Raw genomic sequence first — 21946 nt, 5'->3', positions numbered from 1 at the left:
CTCCCCATGTGAGAGTAGGTCACCGCCAGGCTCCAAATGAAAAGCCCCGTCGCACCCGCGTCGGGGCTTTTTTTATGGTACCTGCCCGTGCGCAGTCCCTCTCTCGCCCCCTGCCCGCCGCCCGCTGTTACGCCCGCGGGGCATGTGCGCGCCGCGCGCATGATTGCGCGGGTCACGATCTTTCCGGTACAAGAAAGAAGTGTTGACAAGCGATGTCCGCCCGGAGTGGCCGGTTGCGGCGAAAGGAGGTCGCACTTCGTGTTGGTGATACCACGCATTCTGAAACTCGATGCCGGCGGTCTACCCGTGGAGTGGGTGGACTGGCGCGAAGCCGTGAGCCTGTATTTCACGGACAAGATCGCCTGGGAAGCAGGTAGCGAGAAGATTGTTTTGCGGGGCGGGCGATCGCGCGAAACGGGGGCGCGCAGCGAAATCGCCATCGATTCGATCATCGCAGTACGCGATCGTTCGCATCGGTTCACGCGTAACCTGGTGCCCACGCTCACGCGCCGCGAATTGTTCCACCGCGATGGCGGGCTGTGCATGTACTGCGGCACGCAGTTGAGCTTTGCCCAGATGCAGATCGAACACGTGGTCCCGAGGTCGAAAGGCGGCGAACACGCATGGCGCAACGTCGTCTCGACCTGTGAGCCGTGCAACCGCTACAAGGACGACCGGACACCGGAACAGGCCGGCATGAAGTTGCTGGCGCTGCCGTACGAGCCCAATCTGGCGGAATGGCTCATTCTGGCCAATCGTCGCATCCTCGCCGATCAACAGGCGTTCCTTGAGCGCCTGGCGCCGCGTCGTGTGCGCATGGCGAGTTAGCGTTGCTGACCGGCAGCGCCTCGACCGGCGCCGGCAGGGCGCAAGGGTCCGTCGCAGGGCCGACGCTAGGTCGATTGGCCGAAAATGCGCGCCCGTTGCGGGCCGGTGTGGGTCGCCGCGCCGCGGCGGACAAGATATTCCTGTCGCGCCATCGCATCGAGTAGCGCGTCGAGCGTTTGGCTCGCGATGTGATCGGCCAGCAGGGAATTGGGCGCGCTCGTGCTCGACTCGATCGGCCGCCGAGGAGTACGCGTCACCGTGGCATAGGCACGGGCCGCGATAGGTGCCAACGCACAGCGCAGGTACTGGCTGGCGTGATCGGCGAGAAATGTGGTGGCGGACGGGGCGCCATGCTCGAGCAGTGCCTGCGGATCGGGGATGTAGAGTGCGTTGATCGCTTCGCGCAAAACAGGGCCGGCCTGGCTTGCGGTATTTTCGGCCGCGCTTGCGATGTGGGTGAGACGGATATCCCGACCGGCCGGGCTACGCATGGCCGGCCAACGATCCAGCGGCCGCCGGCCGAAGCCACCCGGCGCGCCGAGTTCGAGGACTGCTGTACTGGCGCCGTCGGCCAAAACGCTCTTCAACCCGGTCGCCATGTCGTCGCGCCCGACACGTCGGGTGCGCGAGGTGCTCTCGGGCGGCGGCGCGGCCATGGCCCGCTCCATCCGCGCGCCCAGACCGCTGGCCTGGGCTCCGGTGACGAAGGTGAGCAGACTGGAGGCCAGAAGGCCGATCGCAAAACATCGCATCGCGTCTGACGCCTCGCTGTCGTTGCCGCGGACCTGCTGGCGTTTGGAACGCTCGCGTTGAAAAAAGTTCTAAAGCAGGCGACGAGCATTGCCCGAACCCGGCGGGATCGACAGAATAACGCCATGAAAATTGCTCCCGAACAGATTACCGCGGGTATCCTGGCCGGCGGCGAAGGCCGTCGCCTGGGTGGCATCGACAAGGGTTGGTACCGCGTGGGCGACCGCCCGTTGATCGAGCATACGATCGAGCGCGTCACGCCTCAGGTCGGACACATCGTGATCAGCGCGAACCGCAGCCTTGCGCGTTATCGTGGCCTCGGTTATACAGTGCATGGTGACGACACCGACGATCATCGCGGTCCGCTGGCTGGCATTGCGGCGGTGCTCAAGGCCGCGGCGACACCGTACGTGCTGATCGTGCCCGTCGATACGCCGCTGCTGCCGCTGGATCTGGCCGCGCGGCTGGCTGCCGCCATGCGTCCGGAAACCGACCTCGCCGTGGCGCGCACCCCCGATGAACTGCATCCGCTGCATGCGCTCATGCGTCGTTCCCTGTTGGACGACATCCAGGCAGCGCTGTTCTCGGGTGTGCGCCGTGTCACCGAATGGCAGCAGGATATCGGCCGGGTGGTGGTCGATTGGGCCGAAGCCGGGCCGTTTGCCAATATCAACAGCGACCAGGACGCCGAGGCGTTGACCCATCGCCTCTGAGCGCGAGATTGCCCCCGGCAGGGTGTCCGGATCGCAAAGCGAGATGCATATGGCCGCAACTTCCCGCCAGTCGGCCGTCCGGCCCGGCGATGCCAGTCCACCGATGGCGCTCGACGAGGCCCGGCGCCGGATCATCGATGCGATCGAGCCCATCCGGCAGACCGAACGCGTGCCATTGCCCCGCGCATTGCATCGCGTGCTCGCCGCACCCGTGGTCGCGACGGTGGATGTGCCGAGCGCGGCCAATTCCGCGATGGATGGCTATGGCTACGCCGCGGCCAGTATCAATCGCCCCGGCGCGCGATTGACCGTCGTGGGCCAGAGCCTGGCGGGGCATCCGTTCAACGGCCGCGTCGGCGCGGGCGAATGCGTGCGCATCATGACCGGTGCGGTCGTGCCGGACGGGGTGGACACCGTGGTCATGCAGGAAAACGCGCGGCTCGAGGACGAGGCCGTCAGCATTGATTCGCCGCCAGCCGCGGGCACGAACATCCGGCCGGCGGGGGAGGATTTAGCCTGCGGCGCCACGGTGCTATCCGCCGGCAGCTTTGTCCGTCCGGCGGATATCGCCCTGCTCGCGTCGGTGGGCGCCGCCGAGGTGGCGGTCGTACGCCGCCCTCGGGTGGCGTTCTTTTCCACCGGCGACGAGTTGCGGCCGATCGACGGCCCGCTGGCGCCGGGCGAGATCTACGACAGCAATCGCTACGGGTTGGCGGCGCAACTGGAAAGCCTCGGCATGCTTGGCGTGGACCTGGGCGCTATCGGCGACTCGCGTCGCGTGCTGGCCGATGCGTTCGACCGCGCTGCGGATTGTGATGCGCTGATCACCAGTGGCGGGGTCTCGGTGGGCGCCGCCGACTTCATGGTCGATATACTTGGCGAAAAGGGCACCATCGATTTCTGGCGGGTCGCGATCAAGCCCGGCAAGCCGCTGGTCACGGGTAGCGTCGGCCGGGCCCGTTTCTTCGGCTTGCCCGGCAACCCGGTCTCGTCCGCGGTGACGTTCCTCCAGCTGGTGCGCCCGGCTCTGGTGCGGCTGGCCGGCGGCGTGCCCGCGCCGCCGATGCGCATGACCCTGCCGACCGCGACCGATCTGACCAAGCCCCCCGGTCGCGCGCATTTTCTCAGAGCGCGGCTGGATTGGGCCGGCGCCGCGCCGCGGGTGATCGCCCTGGATCATCAGGGCTCGGGTGTGATGCGATCGATGAGCCGTGCCGATGCCTTCATCCTGCTGCCCGCGGAAAGTGGTGGGGTGTCGGCGGGGACACCGGTGACGGTCGAACCCTTCGCCCAGCCAATCTGGGCGACGGTTGATCCGTAATTCGGCATCCCGGAAGATCAGGCCGAGGCGGTGTCCTGGCATGATCGGCGAGACGTCGCGAGCGAGCGCACTTCGGCCCGCAACCACCGCGCGGCCATGGCATGGCGCAACCGGGCACCGCCGGCCGCGGGTGTTTGCCACCAGCCGCCGATGCACCGGGTCGGGCCATGTTTCATGCCTTCCGAGGCGCGGGGCGCCGGCTTGACCGAGATAATATCGATTGATTCCGAGGTCGAAACGTGGGGATACTCATCGGCAACACAATCGAATATCGTCGACGACCCGAATGCGACATCGCGCCGCGAGACCGCGGTCCCGAGGGGCCGTGCTTGATGTCAGCAGCCGCCCGTGCCTTGATCGAGATGCCGAGCCGCGGGGCCAATTGCGGCGCGGCGCCGGATCCGGCATAGCGCGCGATTCCGACTAGTCCCAGTCGACGGTAAACAGGAGCAAGTTCGTGGATCAGGAAGCTGAGTTTTTCGATATCACCGTCGACGGCCAGTCGGTAACTGTGCGTACCGGCCAGCCTTTGCCGGAAGCGCTCGATGCGGCGGGCGTGTACATGCCCCATCTGTGCTATCACCCCAGCCTGGGGCCGATCCAGACCTGCGATACCTGCATGGTCGAGGTCGACGGCAACCTGGTTCGCGGCTGCGCGGTCACGGTCAAACCGGGCATGGAGGTTGGCCTGAATGTGGACGAGGCCGAATCCGCGCGGCTGGAAGCCATCAACCGCGTGACCTCCAATCACGACCTGTATTGCTCGGTCTGTGACAACAATAATGGCGATTGCGCGGTACACAACACCGTGCGCGACATGCACGTGCCGGGCCAGCACTACGAATACCGCGGCAAGCCTTACGACAAGGATTACTCCAACCCGTTCTACATCTACGATCCGGATCAGTGCATCCTGTGTGGCCGTTGCGTCGAGGCCTGCCAGAACCTGCAGGTCAACGAGACCCTGTCGATCGACTGGTCGCGCGAACGGCCCCGCGTGATCTGGGACGAGGACGTCGCGATCGAGGACTCGTCCTGCGTGTCCTGTGGTCATTGCGTCACGGTATGCCCTTGCAATGCGTTGATGGAAAAGACGGCCATCGGCAAGGTCGGGCCGATGACCGCGCTCTCGCCGCAGAATCGCGATGGCTATCGCAAGCTGGGCCGCGCCGCGATCGACGTCGTCAAGACGGCTGAACATACGACCGGGTTCGGCCCGATCTTCGCCGTGTCCGAGGTCGATGCGGCCATGCGTGAGACCGAGCTCAAGCGCACCAAGACCGTCTGCACCTATTGCGGCGTGGGTTGTTCGTTCGAGATGTGGACGCGCGAGCGCGAACTGCTCAAGGTCCAGCCCGTGCACGAAGCCCCCGCCAACCAGATCTCCACCTGCATCAAGGGCAAGTTCGGCTGGGGTCACATCAACAGCGAGCAACGCCTGACCAAGCCGCTCATTCGCGAGAACGGCGCCTTCCGTGAAGCCGAATGGGACGAGGCCTATGCCCTGATCGCGCGCCGCTTCAACGAAATCCGCGCTGCGCATGGCCCGGACGCGCTGGCCTATATCGCCTCCTCGAAGTGCACCAACGAGGAAGGCTACCTGATGCAGAAGCTCGCGCGCGGCGTCATGGGCACGAACAACATCGACAACTGCTCGCGCTATTGCCAGGCGCCGGCCACGCAGGGGCTGTGGCGTACCGTCGGCTACGGCGCCGACACCGGCTCCATCGCCGACCTGGAAGCGGCCGACCTGTTGTTGGTCGTCGGCGCGAACACGGCCGAGAGCCACCCCGTAATCGCAACCCGCTTCAAGCGGGCGGCCAAGCTCCACGGCCAGAAGCATATCGTTGCCGATCTGCGCAAGAACGAACTGGCCCAGCGCGCCGATCTGCATCTCGAGCCGGCGCCGGCCACCGACATGATCTGGATGAATGCGATCTCGAAGTACCTGATCGACAACGGCTACCACGCCGAGGCCTACATCCGCGAGCACGTCGACCATTTCGAGGAATTCAAGGCCTCGCTGGAAGATTTCACCTTCGAGTTCGCCATCGAGCGCTGCGGCATCAGCCGCGAGACGCTACAGAAGACGGCCGACATGATCGTCGAGGCCGATACCATCTGCGGCGTGTGGGCCATGGGCGTGACCCAGCACTCCATGGGCTCGGATACCGCGACTGCGCTGTGCAACCTGCTGCTGGTGACCGGCAACATGGGCCGCTTCGGCTCGGGCGGCTACCCGATGCGCGGGCACAACAACGTCCAGGGCGCCTCTGACTTCGGCAACATGCCGGATCGTTTCCCGGGCTACGAGTTCGTCGCCGACGACGCCGTACGCCAGCGCTACGAAAAAGCCTGGGGCGTCGAACTGTCGACGAACAAGGGGCTGAACAACCACCAGATGGTGCACAACATCCACGACGGCGATCTGAAATCGTTGTATGTGGTGGGCGAGGACATGAGTATCGTCGATTCCGACGCGCTCAATGTGCAGGCTGCCTTCGAGAAGCTGGAATTCTTTGTCGTGCAGGACATGTTCTTCTCGCGCACCTGCGAGTTTGCCGATGTCGTGCTGCCGGCCAGCCCCTCGGTGGAAAAGGAGGGCACCTTCACTAACACCGAGCGGCGGATCCAGCGTATCTACCAAGTCTTCCCGCCGCTGGGCGACTCGAAGCCGGACTGGTTGATCCTCACCGAACTGGCCAGGCATCTCGGCCACGACTGGGGCTATACCCATCCGAGCCAGATCATGCACGAGGCCGCCGGTCTGGCGCCCATGTTCGCCGGCGTGCATTACGACCGGCTGACCGGCTTCAACTCGTTGCAGTGGCCGGTCGCCGCCGACGGCACCGATACCCCGGACCTTTATCCGGAACTCAAATTCCATTTCGATAACGGCCAGGCGAAATTTCATCCGGTGAGCTGGACCGAACCGACCGACCAGGTCGACGACGAATACGACCTGCACCTGAACAACGGGCGCCTGCTGGAGCATTTCCACGAAGGCAACATGACCGACGAGACCGCTGGCATCGTCTACAAGATCCCGCACGGTTTCGTCGAGGTCTCGCCGGAACTGGCCCAAGAGCGCGGGCTGGAAAGCGGCGCCGTGGTCCGGCTCAAGTCGCGGCGCGGGGCGATCAAGGTCGCCGTCGAGGTGACCGACCGCGTGCAGGGCAAGCAGCTGTACATGCCCATGCACGGCAAGAAGAACATCGAGGCGATCAACGTGCTCACCAGCTTCGAGGCCGACAAGGATACCGACACCCCGGCCTACAAGGAGCTGGCGGTGAACATGGAGCTGCTCGAGGACCACGGGCCGGCGCCGCTCAAGCCGAACAATCAGCGCAACAAGAAGCGGCATCCCACCAGCGGTGTGCAGGTCAACCAGAAATGGGAGCGCGACGACTACAAGCGTCCGCCCAAGATGCGCCCGACCGGCAGCGGTTTGTAGCAGGCCTTGAATTCACGCCACGGCCGCGATGCATCGCGGCCGTGGCTCGACAGGATTTTCCCGATGGCAGAACAGATTCACTATCGCCCGGAACAAGCCAAACGGCTGCGTCCGGAAACGGCCGACGAACTCGAGAAATTCGAGGGCCGCATCGCCGAAATCAATGAACTGCTGGATCAGCTCTATGAATCCGGCCTGATGCGTTGGCTGAAGGATTTCGTGGGCGCGATGCCGGAAGTCTCGATGATCGCGCTCGACAGCCTCAATACCGAGCACGGCCAGGCCGGCATGCGTAACCTGCTGGTGCTGGCCAAGCAGCTGGGCAAGATCGACCCCGATCAGCTGGAGCGCATGTTCAATGCCATGCATGCCGGCCTCGACCGGGTCGATGAAACCGCGGCGGGCGCGCATCAATCGCCCTACGACCCGCCAGGCGTGACCGGCGTGTTCAAATTGCTGCGCGATGAGGACCTCTGGCGCACGCTGGCGCCGGTGATCGAGGGCGCCAAGGCGTTCTCGGCCGAAAGCCGTCGTCAACGCGACGATGCCGGCAAGCAGCAAAATGGTGACGGTAGCGATTCGAAGGGTTAGGCCCTGGACTCTTTTTCTATTGTCCCAAAGCATTTATCCGCAGATGAACGCAGATACGATGCGTTTTCTGCCGGCTGGTGTACTCGATGATGTGCAAAGTTCAGTCAAAGGCTTGACGACGCGATTGCTCGCGCAGCTGAGCCTGACGCCAGCGCTGCCTTCATCTTCTTTCTTATTCTCGCTCATTTGCGTGCATTTGCGGACAAATGCTTTTGCTGATTCAGGAAGCTGCGTGTCGTACACAATCACGTTGGCGTATCGCTGCCGGCGCGCAGTGGATCGATAAAAGCGGAAAATGCTCTAGGGTCTGTTGCCGTTTCGTACGAGCGCCGCGTTGGAGACCGCAAATCGTGTCCGGCAAGGCGCGAGTCGCCGCATCGTGGCGTGCCACGATCAAGACTTGCAACGCCGCCGGGCGCGATTTGCGGCCCAACCCTTCGGGACAAGCGCTGTTTTGCGGCAATCCAGCGTTGTAGCTCTCTCACGTAGAACCACTACGCCACGTTCGCTACGCCTCGTCTTGCCGCAAAACAGCGCTTGGCGCGGACTCGGACGAAACGGCAACAGGCCCTAGATGATCCCGGCTACCCGCAGCACGAACACGCCGGTGGTCATGGTCACGCTGGCGGCCAGCGTGGTCAGAGCCACGATATTGGCGGCCAGACGCGCATCGCCGCCCATGGCCTCGACCATGATGAAGCTGGCCGCCGCGGTCGGACAGGCGAAGTAGACAAACATCAGCCCCAGTTCGCGCGGCGGATAGCCCAACAGCCAACCGCCGATGACCGCCGCCCCGGGCAGAATCGTCATCTTGATCGCGCTGGCCGAAAACGCGATGCCGCGTGCGTCGTAGAGCGCGCGAACCGACAGCGCGCCGCCGATGCATATCAGCGCCAGCGGCAGCGTGAGTTGGGCGAAATACTCGCCGCTGGTCATCACCCACTTCGGCATGGGAATGCCGCTCGCGGCGACGGCAACCGAGGCCAGGGTCGCCAGGATGAGCGGGTTGGTGGCCACGCCGCGCGTGATCGAGCGCCAGTCCGCGCTCTCACTCGGTTGGTACCAGGTCAGCACGATCACGGCGAGGATGTTGTAGATGAGGATAACCTCCCCGACGAGAATACTGCCCGCGGACAGGCCGAAATCGCCGTACATGTTCTGCGCCAGCGCCAGACCTACGATGCCGCAGTTGCCGCGAAACGCGCCCTGTACATAGACGCCGCGCTGGATCTCGGGCACGCGCCAGATCGCCCACAGCCAGATCAGGATGAAGCTTGCCACCGTGGCCAGGCCGAAGTAGGCGATCATCCCCGGGCGAATCGCGTCGCCGAGATTCGCACCCACGATCGACACGAAGATCAGCGCCGGCATGCTGCCCTTGAACACGATCTTCGACGCGGCCGAGACGAAGCGATCGTCGATCCAGCCGATCCGACGCATGGCGATGCCCACGAAAACCAGCGCGAACACCGGCAGCGTGACGTCCAGTGTATGGATGAAAATCGCCGCGATGTTCATGGGCAACGGGCCGGAGATGCAGAAATGAAAAGGCCGCGAAGGCCGTGGAGCGGGCGCCAGTATAGACTTCCGCCATGGGCGGGATACAGCGCCGCGCCGACGCATTATCATGATGCCATTCATATTGGCACCCGACTTGCCCATGCGCCGAGCCGACGGCCCCGACTTGCCCGACACCGGCGACGCGTCATCCGCGGCCCGCGAGCGTGTGAAAATCGCCAGCTACCGCGATGGCGCCTGGCGCACGTCCGACGACACGCTGGCGGTCGAGCGCGCGCTGGAGATTCACGTGGCCGGGGCGGAGCCGCTCATCACTATGCGCACGCCTGGCCACGACCGGGAACTGGCCGCCGGGCTGTTGCACGGCGAAGGCGTGGTGCAAACCGCCGGCGATATCGTCTATCTGCGCCACAGCCCGGACGAGCCCGACGTGATTCGCGCCATGCTCAAGCCGGCAGCCCGCGCGCGCCTCGACCGGATCGAGCGCAATACGCTGGCGACCAGCGCCTGCGGCGTCTGCGGCAAGCCCAGCTTTCGCGCGCCGGAGCCGCGCCGGGGCGATCCGGCCACGGGCGCTGCGTTACGCATCGAGCCCGGCTGGTTGTTGGGGTTGCCCGACCGGATGCGCGCCGAGCAGGGGGTGTTCGAAACCACCGGCGGCCTGCATGCAGCCGCGCTGTTTGCTGCCGGTGGCGATCTGATTGCGCTGCGCGAGGATGTCGGCCGCCACAACGCCCTCGACAAGCTGATCGGTCGGGCGCTGCTCGAGGACGAGTTGCCGCTGGATCAGCAAGCGCTCATGCTGTCCGGCCGGGCGAGCTTCGAACTGTTGCAGAAGGCGATCGCGGCCGGTATTCCGGTCGTCTGCGCAATCTCGGCACCGAGCAGCTTCGCGGTGGAGCTGGCCCGTCGGTTTTCGACCACGCTGGTTGGTTTTCTGCGCGGCGAACGCTTCAACTGTTACAGCGGTGCCCGGCGGCTGCGGGGCGACTAACGCGCCTGTTCCAATAATAGGGCGACGCCGCCTGCGCTTGTGCTGGCGGTAGCGGTCGAGGGCTATCCGCGGGCACCGCTCAACCCGTTGTTCCGGCTGGTTGCGCTGGTCGGCGCGCTGGCGCTGATCTTCCCGGGCTGGACTTCGGATGCAATCGGGGCGGTGATCGCGGTTCTGTTGTTCTTGATCCGGCCGGGGGCGACATCCGGGCGGGATACTTCGCTCGCGCCTGGATAAGGGCATTGCCTTGCGTTGGCCGCTATTTTGCCGCGTTCCCGTGCGGACGCGTGCGCGCCGGGGCGGGCCTGGCGGCGTTGCCTGCTCACGGCTCTTGTCAGGCCGATGCGTAGCGCCTAACGTCGGTACATCGAAGTCCCCTCGAGATTTTTCATGACCGACACCATCGATAATCGTCAATTCCGCCTGGCCCGTCGTCCGAAGGGGCTGCCCGAGCGGGCTGATTTTGATCTGACCACCGAACCCTTGCGCGAGGCGCGCGACGGCGAGGTTCGGATCGCGGTCGAATACATCTCGCTCGATCCGGCCATGCGCGGCTGGATGAATGCGGGCAAGTCCTATATCAAACCGGTGGGCATCGGCGAGGTTATGCGCGCCGGCGCGGCGGGCACGGTGATCGATTCAAAGCACCCGGACTTCGCTGCGGGCGATAAGGTGTCCGGCAATCTGGGTGTCCAGACGCATGCCGTGTTTCCCGGCAGTGATTTGCGCAAGGTCGATACCTCACTGGCCGATCTGCCGGTCTATCTCGGCGCGCTGGGTATGCCCGGCATGACGGCCTACTTCGGCACGCTGGATGTCGGCCAGCTGGCCGAAGGCGACGTGGTGCTGGTATCGGCCGCCTCCGGCGCGGTCGGGGCGCTGGTCGGCCAGATCGCGAAGAAGAAGGGCGCTTCGCGGGTGGTGGGTATTGCCGGCGGGCCGGAGAAGTGTGCCTACGTCGTCGACGAGCTCGGCTTCGACGCGGTCATCGACTACAAGGCCGAGGAAATCGGCGATGCGGTCCGGCGCGAATGCCCCGACGGCATCGATCTGTATTTCGACAACGTCGGCGGCGAGATCCTGGACGCCGCACTCGCCAATCTGCGCTGGCGGGCTCGCGTCGCGATCTGCGGCGCGATCTCGCAGTACAACGTCACCGGCGAGGCCGGCGACACCGCCTATGCGCCGAAGAATTATCTGTCGCTGCTCGTCAACCGGGCGCGAATGGAAGGTTTCATCGTGTTCGATTTCGCCGATCGCTATCCGGAGGCGGCGCGCGAGATGGCGGGCTGGCTGTCGGCTGGCGATCTCAAGCATCGCGAGGATATCGTCGAAGGCTTCGAAACCTTTCCCGAGACGCTGCTCAAGCTGTTCACCGGCGAGAACTTCGGCAAGCTGGTGCTGGCGGTCGAACGCTAGCGCGTTTTTCTGTTTTCCCAAGGCATTTTCCGCAGATCAACGCAGATTTACGCAGATCAAAACCGGGCGCGGTTAACGGGGCGCGAATCGCGTTCATTCGCTCCCCGGTAACGAGTCGGCAAAGCCGGAATGGCCGGCAGCTCGTGGTCGAGCACGGCCCAGCCCGGCCGTTCTGCGGCGAAGACGCGCCGTTCACGGCACCGGTCACACGGTAGCGCACCGCGCGCAGAAACAGCGGCCTTCGAGCGTGCAGGTCATGGTGTGGTTGGCTCGGCTCAGGCGGGGGTGCGCGGCACGATCCGGCGGCGCCCGCGGGTGTTCACCAGCAGCAGCCCGGCCAGAATCGCCAGTCCGCCGAAGGCGAAGTTCAGCGAAATCGGGTCGCCCATCAGTATCACGCCGAAGCCGACGCCGAAAATGGGCGAGAGAAAAGCGAACACGCCGAGCCGGGAGGCCAGGTAGCGGCGCAGCAGCCAGAACCAGACCAGCAGTGCTGCGACCGACACGATCACCGATTGGAACGACAGGCTGGCCCAGGCCAGTGCGGTCATGTGGATGGAGCCGAGATCGCCGAGTGCGGCGGCCGTCGGCAACAACAAGACGCTGGCCACCACAAGCTGGTAGGCGATGGTGCGTAGCGGCGGGGCCTCCGATAACGAACTGGTGCGCAGCGCGATGGTGGTGCCGGCCCAGGACGCACCGGCTGCCACACCCAGACCGTCGCCGAGTAACACGCGGGACGAGACGTGCGCGCTGGGCGCCAGCGCGATGACGAGCCCGGCGAAAGCGATGACGACACCCGCCCAGTGGCGCGGCCCGAGCTGCTCGCCGGCGACGAACAGATGCAGCCCGATCGCGGCGAATACCGGCGCGGTATACAGAAATACCGACATGTGCGACGCGTAGGTGTAGTTCAGGCCGAGCGCAACGAACGCGAATTCCAGTGTGTAGCCCACGCCGATGACCAGCCCGGGGGCGAATTGCTCCGGTACCCAGAGCGCAATGCCGCGAAAGCGCGCGATGGCCGCGATCACGAGCACGGCGATCAGCGATCGAATACCGATCTGGGCCAGCGGGCTGATGGCGTGCGCGACCGACTTGATCGCGACCTGCTGCAGGCCGATGACCAGGCAAAACCCAATCATGAGCCCGGTGGCCCGCGCATCCAGCGGTTGCCGGATCGCCTGCGGGGCCTTCGCCGCGGTCGCTGCGCGCTCGGGTTGATGGCTCATGACGGGCTCCGGTGGGGTCGGGCGCCAGTGAAGCACCGGGCGGTAGCCGCGGCAAGCAATTATTATGCGACGCGAGGCTTAGAAAAACTCATGTCATGATCGAGCGTCTACCGCTCAATGCCCTGCGCACATTCGCGATCGCGGCACGCCACGAAAGTTTCAAGCGCGCCGCGGCCGAACTCGGCGTCACGCCGGGTGCAGTCAGCCGTCAGGTCAAGCGCCTGGAAGCGACACTCGGCGGGACGTTGTTCGAGCGGGGTGCCCACGGTGTGCGGTTGAATGCCGCCGGCCGCCGGCTGGCCGAACACGTGAATGGGCATCTTGCCGGGCTCGCCACGGCGATGGCAAAGGCTCGCCAGGACGGCGGCGAAGCGTTGTCCGTCAGTGTGCCGCCGTCGTTCGTCCAGCACTGGCTGATGCCGCGACTGGCCGGGTTCGATGCCGGCGAGGCCGAAGTGGCGATCGAGGTGAGCCCGTCGCTGACCGAGCCGGTCTGGCAGGCCGGGCGCAGCCGGCTGGCGATCCGCTGCGGCCCGAAGCCGGCGCTCGGGATCGAGGCCGAGCGACTGCTGGCGGATACGCTGTTCCCGGTCTGTGCGCCGTCGCTGCTGGCGGCCGGACCACCGCTGGCCCAGCCGGCCGATCTGGCGGCGCATACCCTGCTGCATGCGTCGTGGACGCCAGGCGCCGCCGCAACAAGCTTCCCTGGCTGGCGGGAATGGCTGGATTTCGCCGGGGCCGACGCGGTGGACGCGCCGGTGCATCGGCGCTATTCGCTGTTCAGCCTCGTCCTGGATCAGGCGATCGCCGGTCGCGGCGTGGCGCTGGCCACGCATACGGTGGTGGCCGATCGTCTGGCCAGCGGCGTGCTGGTTGCACCCTTCGGTGATCGCTACGCGATGCCGTCGCCGTTCGATTACTGGCTGCTACGGCCCGCTACCGGTTCGCCGCCGCCGCTGGCGCATCGGTTCTGCGAGTGGCTGCGACTGGAAGCCAGGGCATTCGCGCGGTCGGCGTGACCGCCCGGGCTGGGGGTCTTCCGGCGGCCGTAGTAGCATAACGGCGCCGGCGCCGCGGTCGCCGGCATATCCGGAACCGGCTCTTGGGGAGAACCATGGACGAGTACGTCACCGTCGTCGATCATCCGCTGATCGCCCACAAGCTCACGCTGATGCGGCGTGCCACGGCGTCGACCCAGAAGTTCCGGGCGTTGCTGCGCGAGGTGGCGCATCTGCTGACCTACGAGATCACCCGCGATCTGGAGCTGACCAGCGAACGCATCGAAACGCCGCTCGAGGCAATGGACGCGCCGGTTCTGGCCGGCAAGAAGCTGTGCTTCGTGTCGATCCTGCGCGCGGGCAACGGCCTGCTGGAAGGTATGGTCGAGCTGTTGCCGTCGGCGCGGGTCGGGCATATCGGTATGTTCCGCGATCCCGAGACCCTGGAAGCGGTCGAATACTACTGCAAGATGCCGGATGACATCGCCGGTCGCCGCGTGATCGTGGTCGACCCCATGCTGGCGACCGGCAACTCGGCGGGCGCGGCCATCAGCCATTTGAAGAAACTGGGCGCGACGAACATCAAGTTCCTGTGCTTGCTGGCGGCTCCCGAAGGCGTGGCGGCACTGCGCGCCGAGCATCCGGACGTGCCGATCTATACGGCCGCCATCGACGAGCGCCTGGACGATCACGGCTATATTCGCCCCGGGTTGGGCGATGCCGGGGATCGCATGTACGGCACCAAGTAGACATCACGCCGCAATAACCAACGGGGACACCATGACGCAGACCGCCCACACGGCCCGCGCGCAGGATTATGCGTTTCGATTTCGCGATGGCCTGCTGGGCGCGCAGATGCTGTGCGTGGCCTTCGGTTCGCTGGTCCTGGTGCCCCTGCTTACCGGGCTCGATCCGAATGTGGCGCTGTTCACCGCCGGGCTGGGCACGCTGGTGTTCCAGGTCGTCACCCAGGGTCGCGTGCCGGTGTTTCTGGCCTCGTCGTTCGCCTTCATCGCGCCGATCATCTACGGCGTCCAGGCCTGGGGCATTCCGGCCACCCTCGGCGGGCTGATGGCTGCCGGCGCGGTTTATCTGCTGTTGTCGGCATTGATCGCCTGGCGCGGTGTCGGATTGATCGAGCGTCTTCTGCCGCCGGTGGTGACCGGGCCGGTGATCATGGTGATCGGGCTGGTGCTGGCGCCGGTGGCGGTGAACCTGGCCACCGGCCACAACGGTACCGGCGACCAGACGCTGGTGGCGAGCACGCCGGCGATGATCGTGGCCGGGGTGGCGCTGCTGGCGACATTGACGGTTTCGCTGCTCGGCCGTGGCTTTGTCGCGTTGTTGCCGATCATCATCGGTGTCGCGTCCGGCTATATCGCCAGCCTCTGTCTGGGCCTGGTGGATCTGTCCACGGTGGCGAATGCGCCGTGGTTCGCCATGCCGGATTTCGTCGCGCCCACCTTCAACTGGCAGGCGGTGCTGTTCATGCTGCCGGTGGCGATCGCGCCGGCGATCGAGCACTTCGGCGACATCATCGCGATTCGTTCGGTGACCGGGCGCGATTATCTGGTCGATCCGGGCATCCATCGGACCATGCTGGGCGACGGCCTGGCGACCTCGCTGGCGGCCTGTTTCGGCGGGCCGCCGAACACCACCTATTCGGAAGTCACCGGCGCGGTGACGCTCACCGGCGCCACCAATCCGGCGCTCATGACCTGGGCCGCCGGTTTTGCCGTGGCCTTCTCATTCATCGGCAAGCTGGGCGCATTCCTGGCCAGCATTCCCACACCGGTGATGGGCGGGATCATCGTGCTGCTGTTCGGCGCCATCGTGGTGGTGGGCATGAACAGCCTGGTGCAGTCGGGCGAAGATCTGACCGAGTCCCGCAACATGGCGATCGTCGGCCTGATCCTGATCTGTGGCATCGGCGGGCTGCATTTTTCGTTCGGTCGTTTCTCGCTGGAGGGTATCGCCCTGGCCGGGGTGCTGGGCGTGATGCTGAATCTGGTATTGCCACGGTCCCGGTCGGCACACGACCGGGCCGCCGCCGACGTCGGAGACGACGAAACGGGTTGAGCGCAGCGAGCGCGGCCCGCCGGGGAAGGCAGGCGGGCCCGCGCTCGATCTATGGTGGGCTATTGCTTGCCGCCGACGACGTCGGCGATGGCCTTGCAGACGTACTCGATGTTGTCGTCGTTCAGGCCCGCCACGTTGGCCCGGCCCGAGGCGACCATGTAGATGCTGTATTTCTCGCGCAGCGCATCGACCTGATCCTTGTTCAGGCCGGTGTACGAGAACATGCCGCGCTGGTCGGTGACGAACGAGAAATGATCCGCCAGGCCGTGCGGCTCGAGGCCTTCCACCAGCTTGCGGCGCACCGCGTTGATGCGGTCGCGCATTTCATCCAGCTCCTGGTGCCAGGCGGCGGTCAGCTCGGCCGAGCCCATGATCGTCGCCACGATCGCGCTGCCGTGCGCCGGCGGGTTGGAATAATTCTCGCGCGCCGTGGTCGCCAGCTGCGAGCGCACGTCCTGCATGTCTTCCGCGTCCTTGGCGATGGCGATGAAGCAGCCGGTGCGCTCCCGGTAGATGCCGAAGTTCTTGGAGCAGGACTGGGTAATGACCATCTCGTCGAGATTCTCGGCCAGCAGGCGCACGCCGTAGGCGTCTTCGTCGAGCCCGTCGCCGAAGCCCTGGTAGGCGAAGTCCACCAGCGGCAGCAGTTCGCGGTCTTGCACCACCTCGAGAATCTGGTGCCACTGGTCCTGGCTCGGATCGAAGCCGGTCGGGTTATGGCAGCAGGCATGCAGCAGCACGATATCGCCCTTGGGGATCGACTTCAGCTTGGCGAGCATGGCATCGAAGTCGAACTGGTCGTTGTCGTCGACGTAGGGATAACGCTTGATCTCCAGCCGCGCGGCCTCGAACACGCCGAGGTGGTTCGGCCAGGTCGGGTTCGGCAGCCAGATCGCCTTGCCGGGCAGCTGCGAGACGAGGAAATCCGCGGCCAGACGCAGTGCGCCGGTACCGCCCGGCGACTGGGTCGCGCTCGCGCGGTTGGCGGCCAGCACCTTGCTGTCGGCGCCGAGCACCGTCTGCAGGATGTACTCGCCGTACTGTGGATCGCCGTGCGAGCCGATGTAGGCCTTGGTTTGTTCGCTGTCGATGAGCTTTTTCTCGGCATCCTTCACCGCGCGCAGGATCGGCGTATTGCCGTGTTCGTCGCGATAGACGCCGACACCCAGATCCACCTTGTTGGGGTTGGGGTCGTCCTTGAACTGCTGGATCAGGCCGAGGATGGCGTCGCCGGGGACGCGCTCAATCGATTCGAACATGGCTTATCCTTTGCATTACATCGAAGCCGCTTCGGCGGCCCGCAGTAGTCTAACCGTTCGTCGATGCCCTGCCGAGACGTGGTTCATACGGATATGCGATTTTTTCTCGAACGGCTGGCCTGGTGCGCCGGTTTGGTGGCGATTCTGGCCGGCACGCCCGGCTGCGTGTTTCACCCCGGCGGCGTGCCGCTGCCGGAGGCGGTGACCGACCTGCCGCTGGTGGTGTATCCGCCGCCGGAGCGCGGAGCGTCGAATACCGACTCGGCCGCCGCCGATACGCTCGTCGTCATGCTCTCCGGCGATGGCGGCTGGGCCGGGCTCGACAAGTCGGTCGGCCACGCGCTGGCGCGTGCCGGTTACGGTGTCGTCGGCTGGGATTCGCTGCGCTACTACTGGCATGCGCACGCGCCGGACGATGCCGCCGCCGATCTGGATCGCGTGATCGAAACCTACCGCGCGCGCTGGCATCGGCGCCGCGTGGTGCTGATCGGCTACTCGCGCGGGGCCGATGTCATGCCGTTTGTCTACAACCGCCTGCCGCCCGCGACCCGGGCGCAGGTGGCGCATATCGTGCTCCTCGGGCTCGCCCGGCACATCACCTTCGGCTATCACCTGTTGTCGTGGATCGGTCTCGGGCCGCAGGGCCGGGCCGTCATGCCCGAGGCGCGACGGTTGCCGCCCGAGCGGACGAGCTGTCTGTACGGCGTCGACGACCCGCATGCGAGTTGCGACGCGCTGACGGCGGCCGGCTTCGATGTACTCGGGCTGCCGGGTGGCCATCACTTCGATCGCCAGTATGCGCATCTCGCCAAGCTGATTCGCCAGCGCATCGCCGAGGCCAAATGAGCCGGCGGTGGGTCACGATCTGACCCACCACCTATGCCAGTGTGTTGCCATGAGTGCGACCGTCATCGAATCCAGCGCGCCGGCCACCGCCGCCGATCATCTCGCCGGGCTCAACCCCGCCCAGCGCGCGGCCGCCGGCTTCGGCATGGCCGCGCCGAACGGCTGGGATGCCGACCCGCTGCTGATTCTGGCCGGGGCAGGCAGCGGCAAGACGCAGACGCTGTCCCATCGGGTGGCGCATCTGGTGCTGGCGGGTGTCGATCCGCGGCGCATTCTGCTGCTCACATTCTCGCGGCGGGCGGCCGACGAGATGACGCGCCGTGCGCATGCGATCTGCGAATCGGCGATGGCGGCCTGCGGGCGCCGCGGTCAGGGCGTGCGCCTGCCGTGGGCGGGCACTTTCCACGGTGTCGGCGCCCGGCTGCTGCGCGAGTACGCGCCCCGGCTCGGCATCGACGAGGCGTTCTCGATTCTCGACCGCGCCGATGCGGCCGACCTGCTCGACGTGGCGCGTCACGATGCCAATCTGGCCGCGCGGCCCGGGGGCCACCGCAAGCGTTTTCCGCGCAAGGACACCTGTCTGGCGATCTATTCGGCCGCGGTGAATCGGCAGGCGCCGCTGGCCGAGGTGCTGGACGGCTGGTTCCCCTGGTGCGCCGAGCACCACGACGACCTGAAGCGGCTGTTCGCCGACTACACCGCGCGCAAGCAGGCCCGCGCCACGCTCGACTACGACGACCTGCTGCTCTACTGGTACCTGGTGATGCAAAACGGCGCGCTGGCCGACGAAATCGGCGCCCGCTTCGATCATGTGCTGGTCGACGAATATCAGGACACCAACGGCCTGCAGGCGGCCATCCTGCAGGCGATGAAGCCCAGCGGACGGGGGCTGACCGTGGTCGGCGACGATGCCCAGGCGATCTACGGCTTTCGCGCCGCCGAGGTCGAAAACATCCTCGATTTTCCCAAGACGTACTGCGGCACGCAGGTCGTCACGCTCGAGGCCAACTATCGTTCGACCCAGGCGATTCTCGACGCGGCCAATACGCTGATGGGCGAGGCCGCGCGCGCCTATGCCAAGCAGCTCACCGCCACCCGGGGTGGCGGTGTGAAGCCGCGCCACGTGACCGTCATGGACACCACCGCCGAGGCGCGCTGGGTGGTCGATGCGGTGCTGGCCCGCCGCGAGACCGGTGTCGATCTCAAGCGCCAGGCGGTGTTGTTCCGCAACGGCCATCACGCCAACGAACTGGAGATCGAGCTGATCCGGCGCAACGTACCGTTTCGCAAATACGGCGGGCTCAAATTCCTCGAGGCGGCCCACGTGAAGGACTTTCTCGGCATGCTGCGCTGGGCCGACAACCCGCGCCACGAAATCGCGGGCTGGCGCACCCTGCAGATCGTGCCGGGCGTCGGCCCCGGCACGGCGCGTCAGGCGTTCGCAGCGCTGGAAGCCGCGGGCGACCGGATCGCGGCATTGGCCGATTTCCGTCCGGCCCGCGCCGATCGCGCCGCCTGGCGGACGATGATCGAGACGGTCGCCGCCCTGGCTGGCGACAACGCCTGGCCGGGCGCGCTGGCGCCGGCGGCCACCTGGTACAAGAGCCAGCTCGACAATCGCTTCGAGGCGCCGAATACCGCCCGTGCCGGCGATATCGACGACCTGGCCCGCATCGGCGCGCGCTATGTCTGTGCGCCGGACTTTCTCACCGAGCTCACGCTCGACCCGCCCCGGGCCACCGGCGATCACAATGACGACGCGCTGGCCGACGAGGACTATCTCATCCTCTCCACAGTGCACAGCGCCAAGGGCCAGGAATGGGATGCCGTGCATGTGCTGCATGTGGCCGACGGCACATTCCCCAACGAATTCTCCACCAAAACCGAGGCCGGCCTGGAAGAAGAGCGCCGCCTGCTCTATGTCGCCATGACGCGTGCGAAGAACGAACTCTCGCTCATCTCGCCACTGCGCTACTACGTCACCCAGCAGGCCGCGCTCGGCGACGCCCACGTCTACGGCGCGAACAGCCGCTTTCTCACCCCCGCCGTCATGGCCTGCTTCGAATCGATCACCGATACCCCGGACGGTGCGCACGACGCCCGCGGGCAGGCGCCCGGCGCCGCCACGCTCGATCTCGGCGCGGCGGCCGCGGCACTCTGGCAATAGCGAACGGCGCCCCCGGCGCGCTACATTGGGTGCTGTTAGCTCCGGAGGAGAGTCAGGAGATGTCTATCAGCCTTTGGCTCGCATTCGTGGCCGCTTCATCGGTTCTACTGGCTATTCCCGGCCCGACTATTCTCACCGTCATCAGCTATTCGATGGCGCATGGTCGACGCGCAAACCTGCCGCTCATCGCTGCGTTTTCCGCAGTTGACCACCCGAAGCGGCCTGCGGCCGCTCTGGCGGCAACTGTGCTTAGGCATTAGGTCTTAGAGGTTTTCGTTTTGCCAACCGTACTGCGCATTAATGGATATCGGTTCTTTTTCTATGCAAATGAAAACGATGAGCCGAGACACATCCATATCCAGCGCGATCGGATGTTAGCGAAATTTTGGTTGGACTCTGTATCGCTCGCATCAAGCACAGGTTTTGCAGCCCACGAGCTCAACGAGCTTTTCAAGCTGGTCGAAGAGCATCAACCGATGTTAGTGGAGGCATGGAATGAGTTCTTTAACAGTTAATACAATTCCGCATGCGACCCAAGTCAGATGTACAAGCGAAGAATTGGTGGTTTCGCTTAACGACGGCCGAGTCATTTCGGTACCGCTTGTATGGTTCCCTCGACTTGCAAGGGCCAAGCCCGAACAGTTGTCGGACTTCGAGCTGCTCGGCGAAGGAGAAGGTATTCACTGGCCGGGCCTTGATGAAGACATATCGGTTCTAGGTCTTCTAGAGGGAAGAAAGTCGGTGGAATATCGTGCATCAAGAACTTGACGAATCGCCGCAGTCGACCGCCCATGGCCGGCAACTGAGCTCAGGCGATACGCGCATACCCTTGCCCGAGGTGCAAACCATGCCCGACCCCGTAATGGCACCGGTCATCGACCTGGCCGTATTCGATATCGACGGCACGCTGATGGATGCCCGCAACCCGCTTTCGGAGCGCACGATCGATGCCTTACACGGGCTGCGTGAGGCCGGCATCGGGGTGGCGTTGGCGAGCTCGCGCCAGCACTCGTCGCTGGCCGAGATCGCCGCCGCCATCGGCTTCGAGATGCCGCTGATCTCCTTCAACGGTACGCGGGTCACCGCCGCCGACGGCACCCCCATCGCCGCCGAAACCTTCACCCCCGACGACGTGCTCATCGCCGCGTTGGCCCAGTTCGTTGATGTCGGCGGCTGCATCCATGCCTACGGCCCGGGCCGCTGGCACGCCTACGGCCAGGAGCACCGCATCGTGCGCGAAGCCGCGGGCACAGACGTGACGCCCGATCTGCGCGCCGAGCGCCTGGATGCTCGCTCCATGCCCGACCCCGCGCTCAAGATCATGTGCGACGGGATGCACGATGGTCTGGCCGGCGTCCAGGCCGCTGTCGCCGCCCGACCGGAACTGGTGATTTCGTGGAGCGGGACCGAATGCCACGACATTCATCTCGCCACCGCCACCAAGGGCCATGCCTTGCGCGTGCTCTGTGACCACCTCGGCGTCGCGCTCGACCGCGTGGCCGCCTTCGGCGATGCCGATTCCGACATCACCATGCTGGCCCATGCCGGCCACGGCTATGCCATGGGCGCGGCAGGCGAGCGCGTATGTGCGGCCGCCGACCATGTCCTCGCCGGGCCCGGGTCCGGGGCGCTGGAGGCCGTGCTGGACGACTGGGCGGCGCGCTGCCGGAGCGTGCCTCGGCAGCACTGGTAAACGCGGTCGACCGCCCCTATCAATAATCCCGGGCGCCCGCGGCGCCACAGTGTCGGACCCTTTGCCTAGCCAGCGGGGTGGGAT

The 21946-nt window shown here is 65.7% G+C and carries 20 protein-coding genes and 1 pseudogene; 17 read left to right on the top strand and 4 right to left on the bottom strand.

Annotation, left to right across the window (positions count from 1 at the left end; translation table 11 throughout):
• Positions 1–258 precede the first annotated feature (258 nt).
• Entirely contained in the window at positions 259–828 is a 570-nt protein-coding gene (locus tag ACS8YF_RS14575; RefSeq protein WP_440850873.1) for an HNH endonuclease, read from the top strand.
• Positions 829–893: 65 nt separating this feature from the next.
• Here ACS8YF_RS14575 and ACS8YF_RS14570 read toward each other — a convergent pair whose 3' ends face one another.
• Positions 894–1580, bottom strand: coding sequence for a DUF4197 family protein (locus ACS8YF_RS14570; RefSeq protein WP_440850872.1), 687 nt, complete (start codon positions 1578–1580; stop codon positions 894–896).
• Positions 1581–1703: 123 nt separating this feature from the next.
• On the opposite strand from ACS8YF_RS14570, the gene mobA reads away from it, so the two are divergent.
• From mobA to ACS8YF_RS14550, 4 genes are all read left to right on the top strand, one after another.
• Positions 1704–2291, top strand: a complete 588-nt coding sequence (gene mobA / locus ACS8YF_RS14565) for a molybdenum cofactor guanylyltransferase MobA (protein WP_440850871.1) — start codon at positions 1704–1706, stop codon at positions 2289–2291.
• A 49-nt stretch (positions 2292–2340) separates the two neighbouring features.
• Positions 2341–3612 carry a molybdopterin molybdotransferase MoeA gene (gene moeA / locus ACS8YF_RS14560; protein ID WP_440850870.1) on the top strand — a complete coding sequence of 424 codons (1272 nt, stop codon included), beginning with the start codon at positions 2341–2343 and terminating at the stop codon, positions 3610–3612.
• Between the two features lie 457 nt (positions 3613–4069).
• The gene (gene fdhF / locus ACS8YF_RS14555) at positions 4070–7066 is read left to right on the top strand and encodes a formate dehydrogenase subunit alpha (protein ID WP_440850869.1); all 2997 of its coding nucleotides are present in this window, start codon (positions 4070–4072) and stop codon (positions 7064–7066) included.
• Positions 7067–7129: 63 nt separating this feature from the next.
• Positions 7130–7657 carry a DUF1641 domain-containing protein gene (locus ACS8YF_RS14550; RefSeq protein ID WP_440850868.1) on the top strand — a complete coding sequence of 176 codons (528 nt, stop codon included), beginning with the start codon at positions 7130–7132 and terminating at the stop codon, positions 7655–7657.
• 570 nt (positions 7658–8227) lie between these two features.
• Here ACS8YF_RS14550 and ACS8YF_RS14545 read toward each other — a convergent pair.
• A complete protein-coding gene (locus ACS8YF_RS14545; RefSeq protein WP_440850867.1) occupies positions 8228–9175 on the bottom strand; it encodes an AEC family transporter in 948 nt (315 codons plus the stop codon).
• A 142-nt stretch (positions 9176–9317) separates the two neighbouring features.
• Between ACS8YF_RS14545 and fdhD the strand changes: the two genes are divergently transcribed.
• The 3 genes from fdhD to ACS8YF_RS14530 all read left to right on the top strand — a co-directional run bounded on the left by fdhD (position 9318) and on the right by ACS8YF_RS14530 (position 11588).
• Entirely contained in the window at positions 9318–10169 is an 852-nt protein-coding gene (gene fdhD / locus ACS8YF_RS14540) for a formate dehydrogenase accessory sulfurtransferase FdhD (RefSeq protein WP_440850866.1), read from the top strand.
• A 39-nt stretch (positions 10170–10208) separates the two neighbouring features.
• Positions 10209–10406 carry a hypothetical protein gene (locus ACS8YF_RS14535; protein WP_440850865.1) on the top strand — a complete coding sequence of 66 codons (198 nt, stop codon included), beginning with the start codon at positions 10209–10211 and terminating at the stop codon, positions 10404–10406.
• Positions 10407–10559: 153 nt separating this feature from the next.
• Positions 10560–11588: an NADP-dependent oxidoreductase gene (locus ACS8YF_RS14530; protein ID WP_440850864.1), complete on the top strand. Its 1029-nt coding sequence runs from the start codon at positions 10560–10562 to the stop codon at positions 11586–11588.
• A gap of 275 nt (positions 11589–11863) precedes the next feature.
• On the opposite strand, the gene ACS8YF_RS14525 is transcribed toward ACS8YF_RS14530, so the two are convergent.
• Positions 11864–12820 carry a DMT family transporter gene (locus tag ACS8YF_RS14525; protein ID WP_440850863.1) on the bottom strand — a complete coding sequence of 319 codons (957 nt, stop codon included), beginning with the start codon at positions 12818–12820 and terminating at the stop codon, positions 11864–11866.
• A gap of 95 nt (positions 12821–12915) precedes the next feature.
• Between ACS8YF_RS14525 and ACS8YF_RS14520 the strand changes: the two genes are divergently transcribed.
• From ACS8YF_RS14520 to ACS8YF_RS14510, 3 genes are all read left to right on the top strand, one after another.
• The gene (locus ACS8YF_RS14520; protein ID WP_440850862.1) at positions 12916–13839 is read left to right on the top strand and encodes a LysR substrate-binding domain-containing protein; all 924 of its coding nucleotides are present in this window, start codon (positions 12916–12918) and stop codon (positions 13837–13839) included.
• Between the two features lie 95 nt (positions 13840–13934).
• Positions 13935–14567 (top strand): uracil phosphoribosyltransferase, encoded by a 633-nt coding sequence (gene upp / locus ACS8YF_RS14515; RefSeq protein ID WP_440850861.1) that lies wholly within the window; start codon positions 13935–13937, stop codon positions 14565–14567.
• Between the two features lie 31 nt (positions 14568–14598).
• On the top strand, positions 14599–15897 hold the full coding sequence (locus tag ACS8YF_RS14510) for a uracil-xanthine permease family protein (protein ID WP_440850860.1): 1299 nt from the start codon (positions 14599–14601) through the stop codon (positions 15895–15897).
• Positions 15898–15956: 59 nt separating this feature from the next.
• Here the strand turns inward: ACS8YF_RS14510 and ACS8YF_RS14505 are convergent, their stop codons facing one another.
• Positions 15957–17156, bottom strand: coding sequence for an amino acid aminotransferase (locus ACS8YF_RS14505; protein ID WP_440850859.1), 1200 nt, complete (start codon positions 17154–17156; stop codon positions 15957–15959).
• A gap of 93 nt (positions 17157–17249) precedes the next feature.
• Here ACS8YF_RS14505 and ACS8YF_RS14500 point away from each other — a divergent pair, with 93 nt between their 5' ends.
• The 6 genes and pseudogenes from ACS8YF_RS14500 to ACS8YF_RS14475 all read left to right on the top strand — a co-directional run bounded on the left by ACS8YF_RS14500 (position 17250) and on the right by ACS8YF_RS14475 (position 21862).
• Positions 17250–18002 (top strand): AcvB/VirJ family lysyl-phosphatidylglycerol hydrolase, encoded by a 753-nt coding sequence (locus ACS8YF_RS14500; protein WP_440850858.1) that lies wholly within the window; start codon positions 17250–17252, stop codon positions 18000–18002.
• A gap of 49 nt (positions 18003–18051) precedes the next feature.
• The gene (locus ACS8YF_RS14495; protein ID WP_440850857.1) at positions 18052–20169 is read left to right on the top strand and encodes an ATP-dependent helicase; all 2118 of its coding nucleotides are present in this window, start codon (positions 18052–18054) and stop codon (positions 20167–20169) included.
• 59 nt (positions 20170–20228) lie between these two features.
• A pseudogene (locus ACS8YF_RS14490) lies at positions 20229–20378 on the top strand (LysE family translocator); the annotation flags it as partial.
• Between the two features lie 69 nt (positions 20379–20447).
• Positions 20448–20684, top strand: coding sequence for a DUF4160 domain-containing protein (locus ACS8YF_RS14485; protein WP_440850856.1), 237 nt, complete (start codon positions 20448–20450; stop codon positions 20682–20684).
• Complete coding sequence (locus tag ACS8YF_RS14480) at positions 20665–20937, top strand: DUF2442 domain-containing protein (protein ID WP_440850855.1); 273 nt, start codon at positions 20665–20667, stop codon at positions 20935–20937. The genes ACS8YF_RS14485 and ACS8YF_RS14480 overlap by 20 nt, the downstream gene beginning before the upstream one ends.
• A gap of 79 nt (positions 20938–21016) precedes the next feature.
• A complete protein-coding gene (locus ACS8YF_RS14475) occupies positions 21017–21862 on the top strand; it encodes an HAD family hydrolase (protein ID WP_440850854.1) in 846 nt (281 codons plus the stop codon).
• Positions 21863–21946 lie beyond the last annotated feature (84 nt).

Origin of the sequence: Salinisphaera sp. SWV1, assembly GCF_052044155.1 — a bacterium.
Lineage (GTDB): Bacteria > Pseudomonadota > Gammaproteobacteria > Nevskiales > Salinisphaeraceae > Salinisphaera.
The sequence above is the reverse complement of the archived record's forward strand: the minus strand, read 5'-3'. Positions and strand labels throughout refer to the sequence as shown.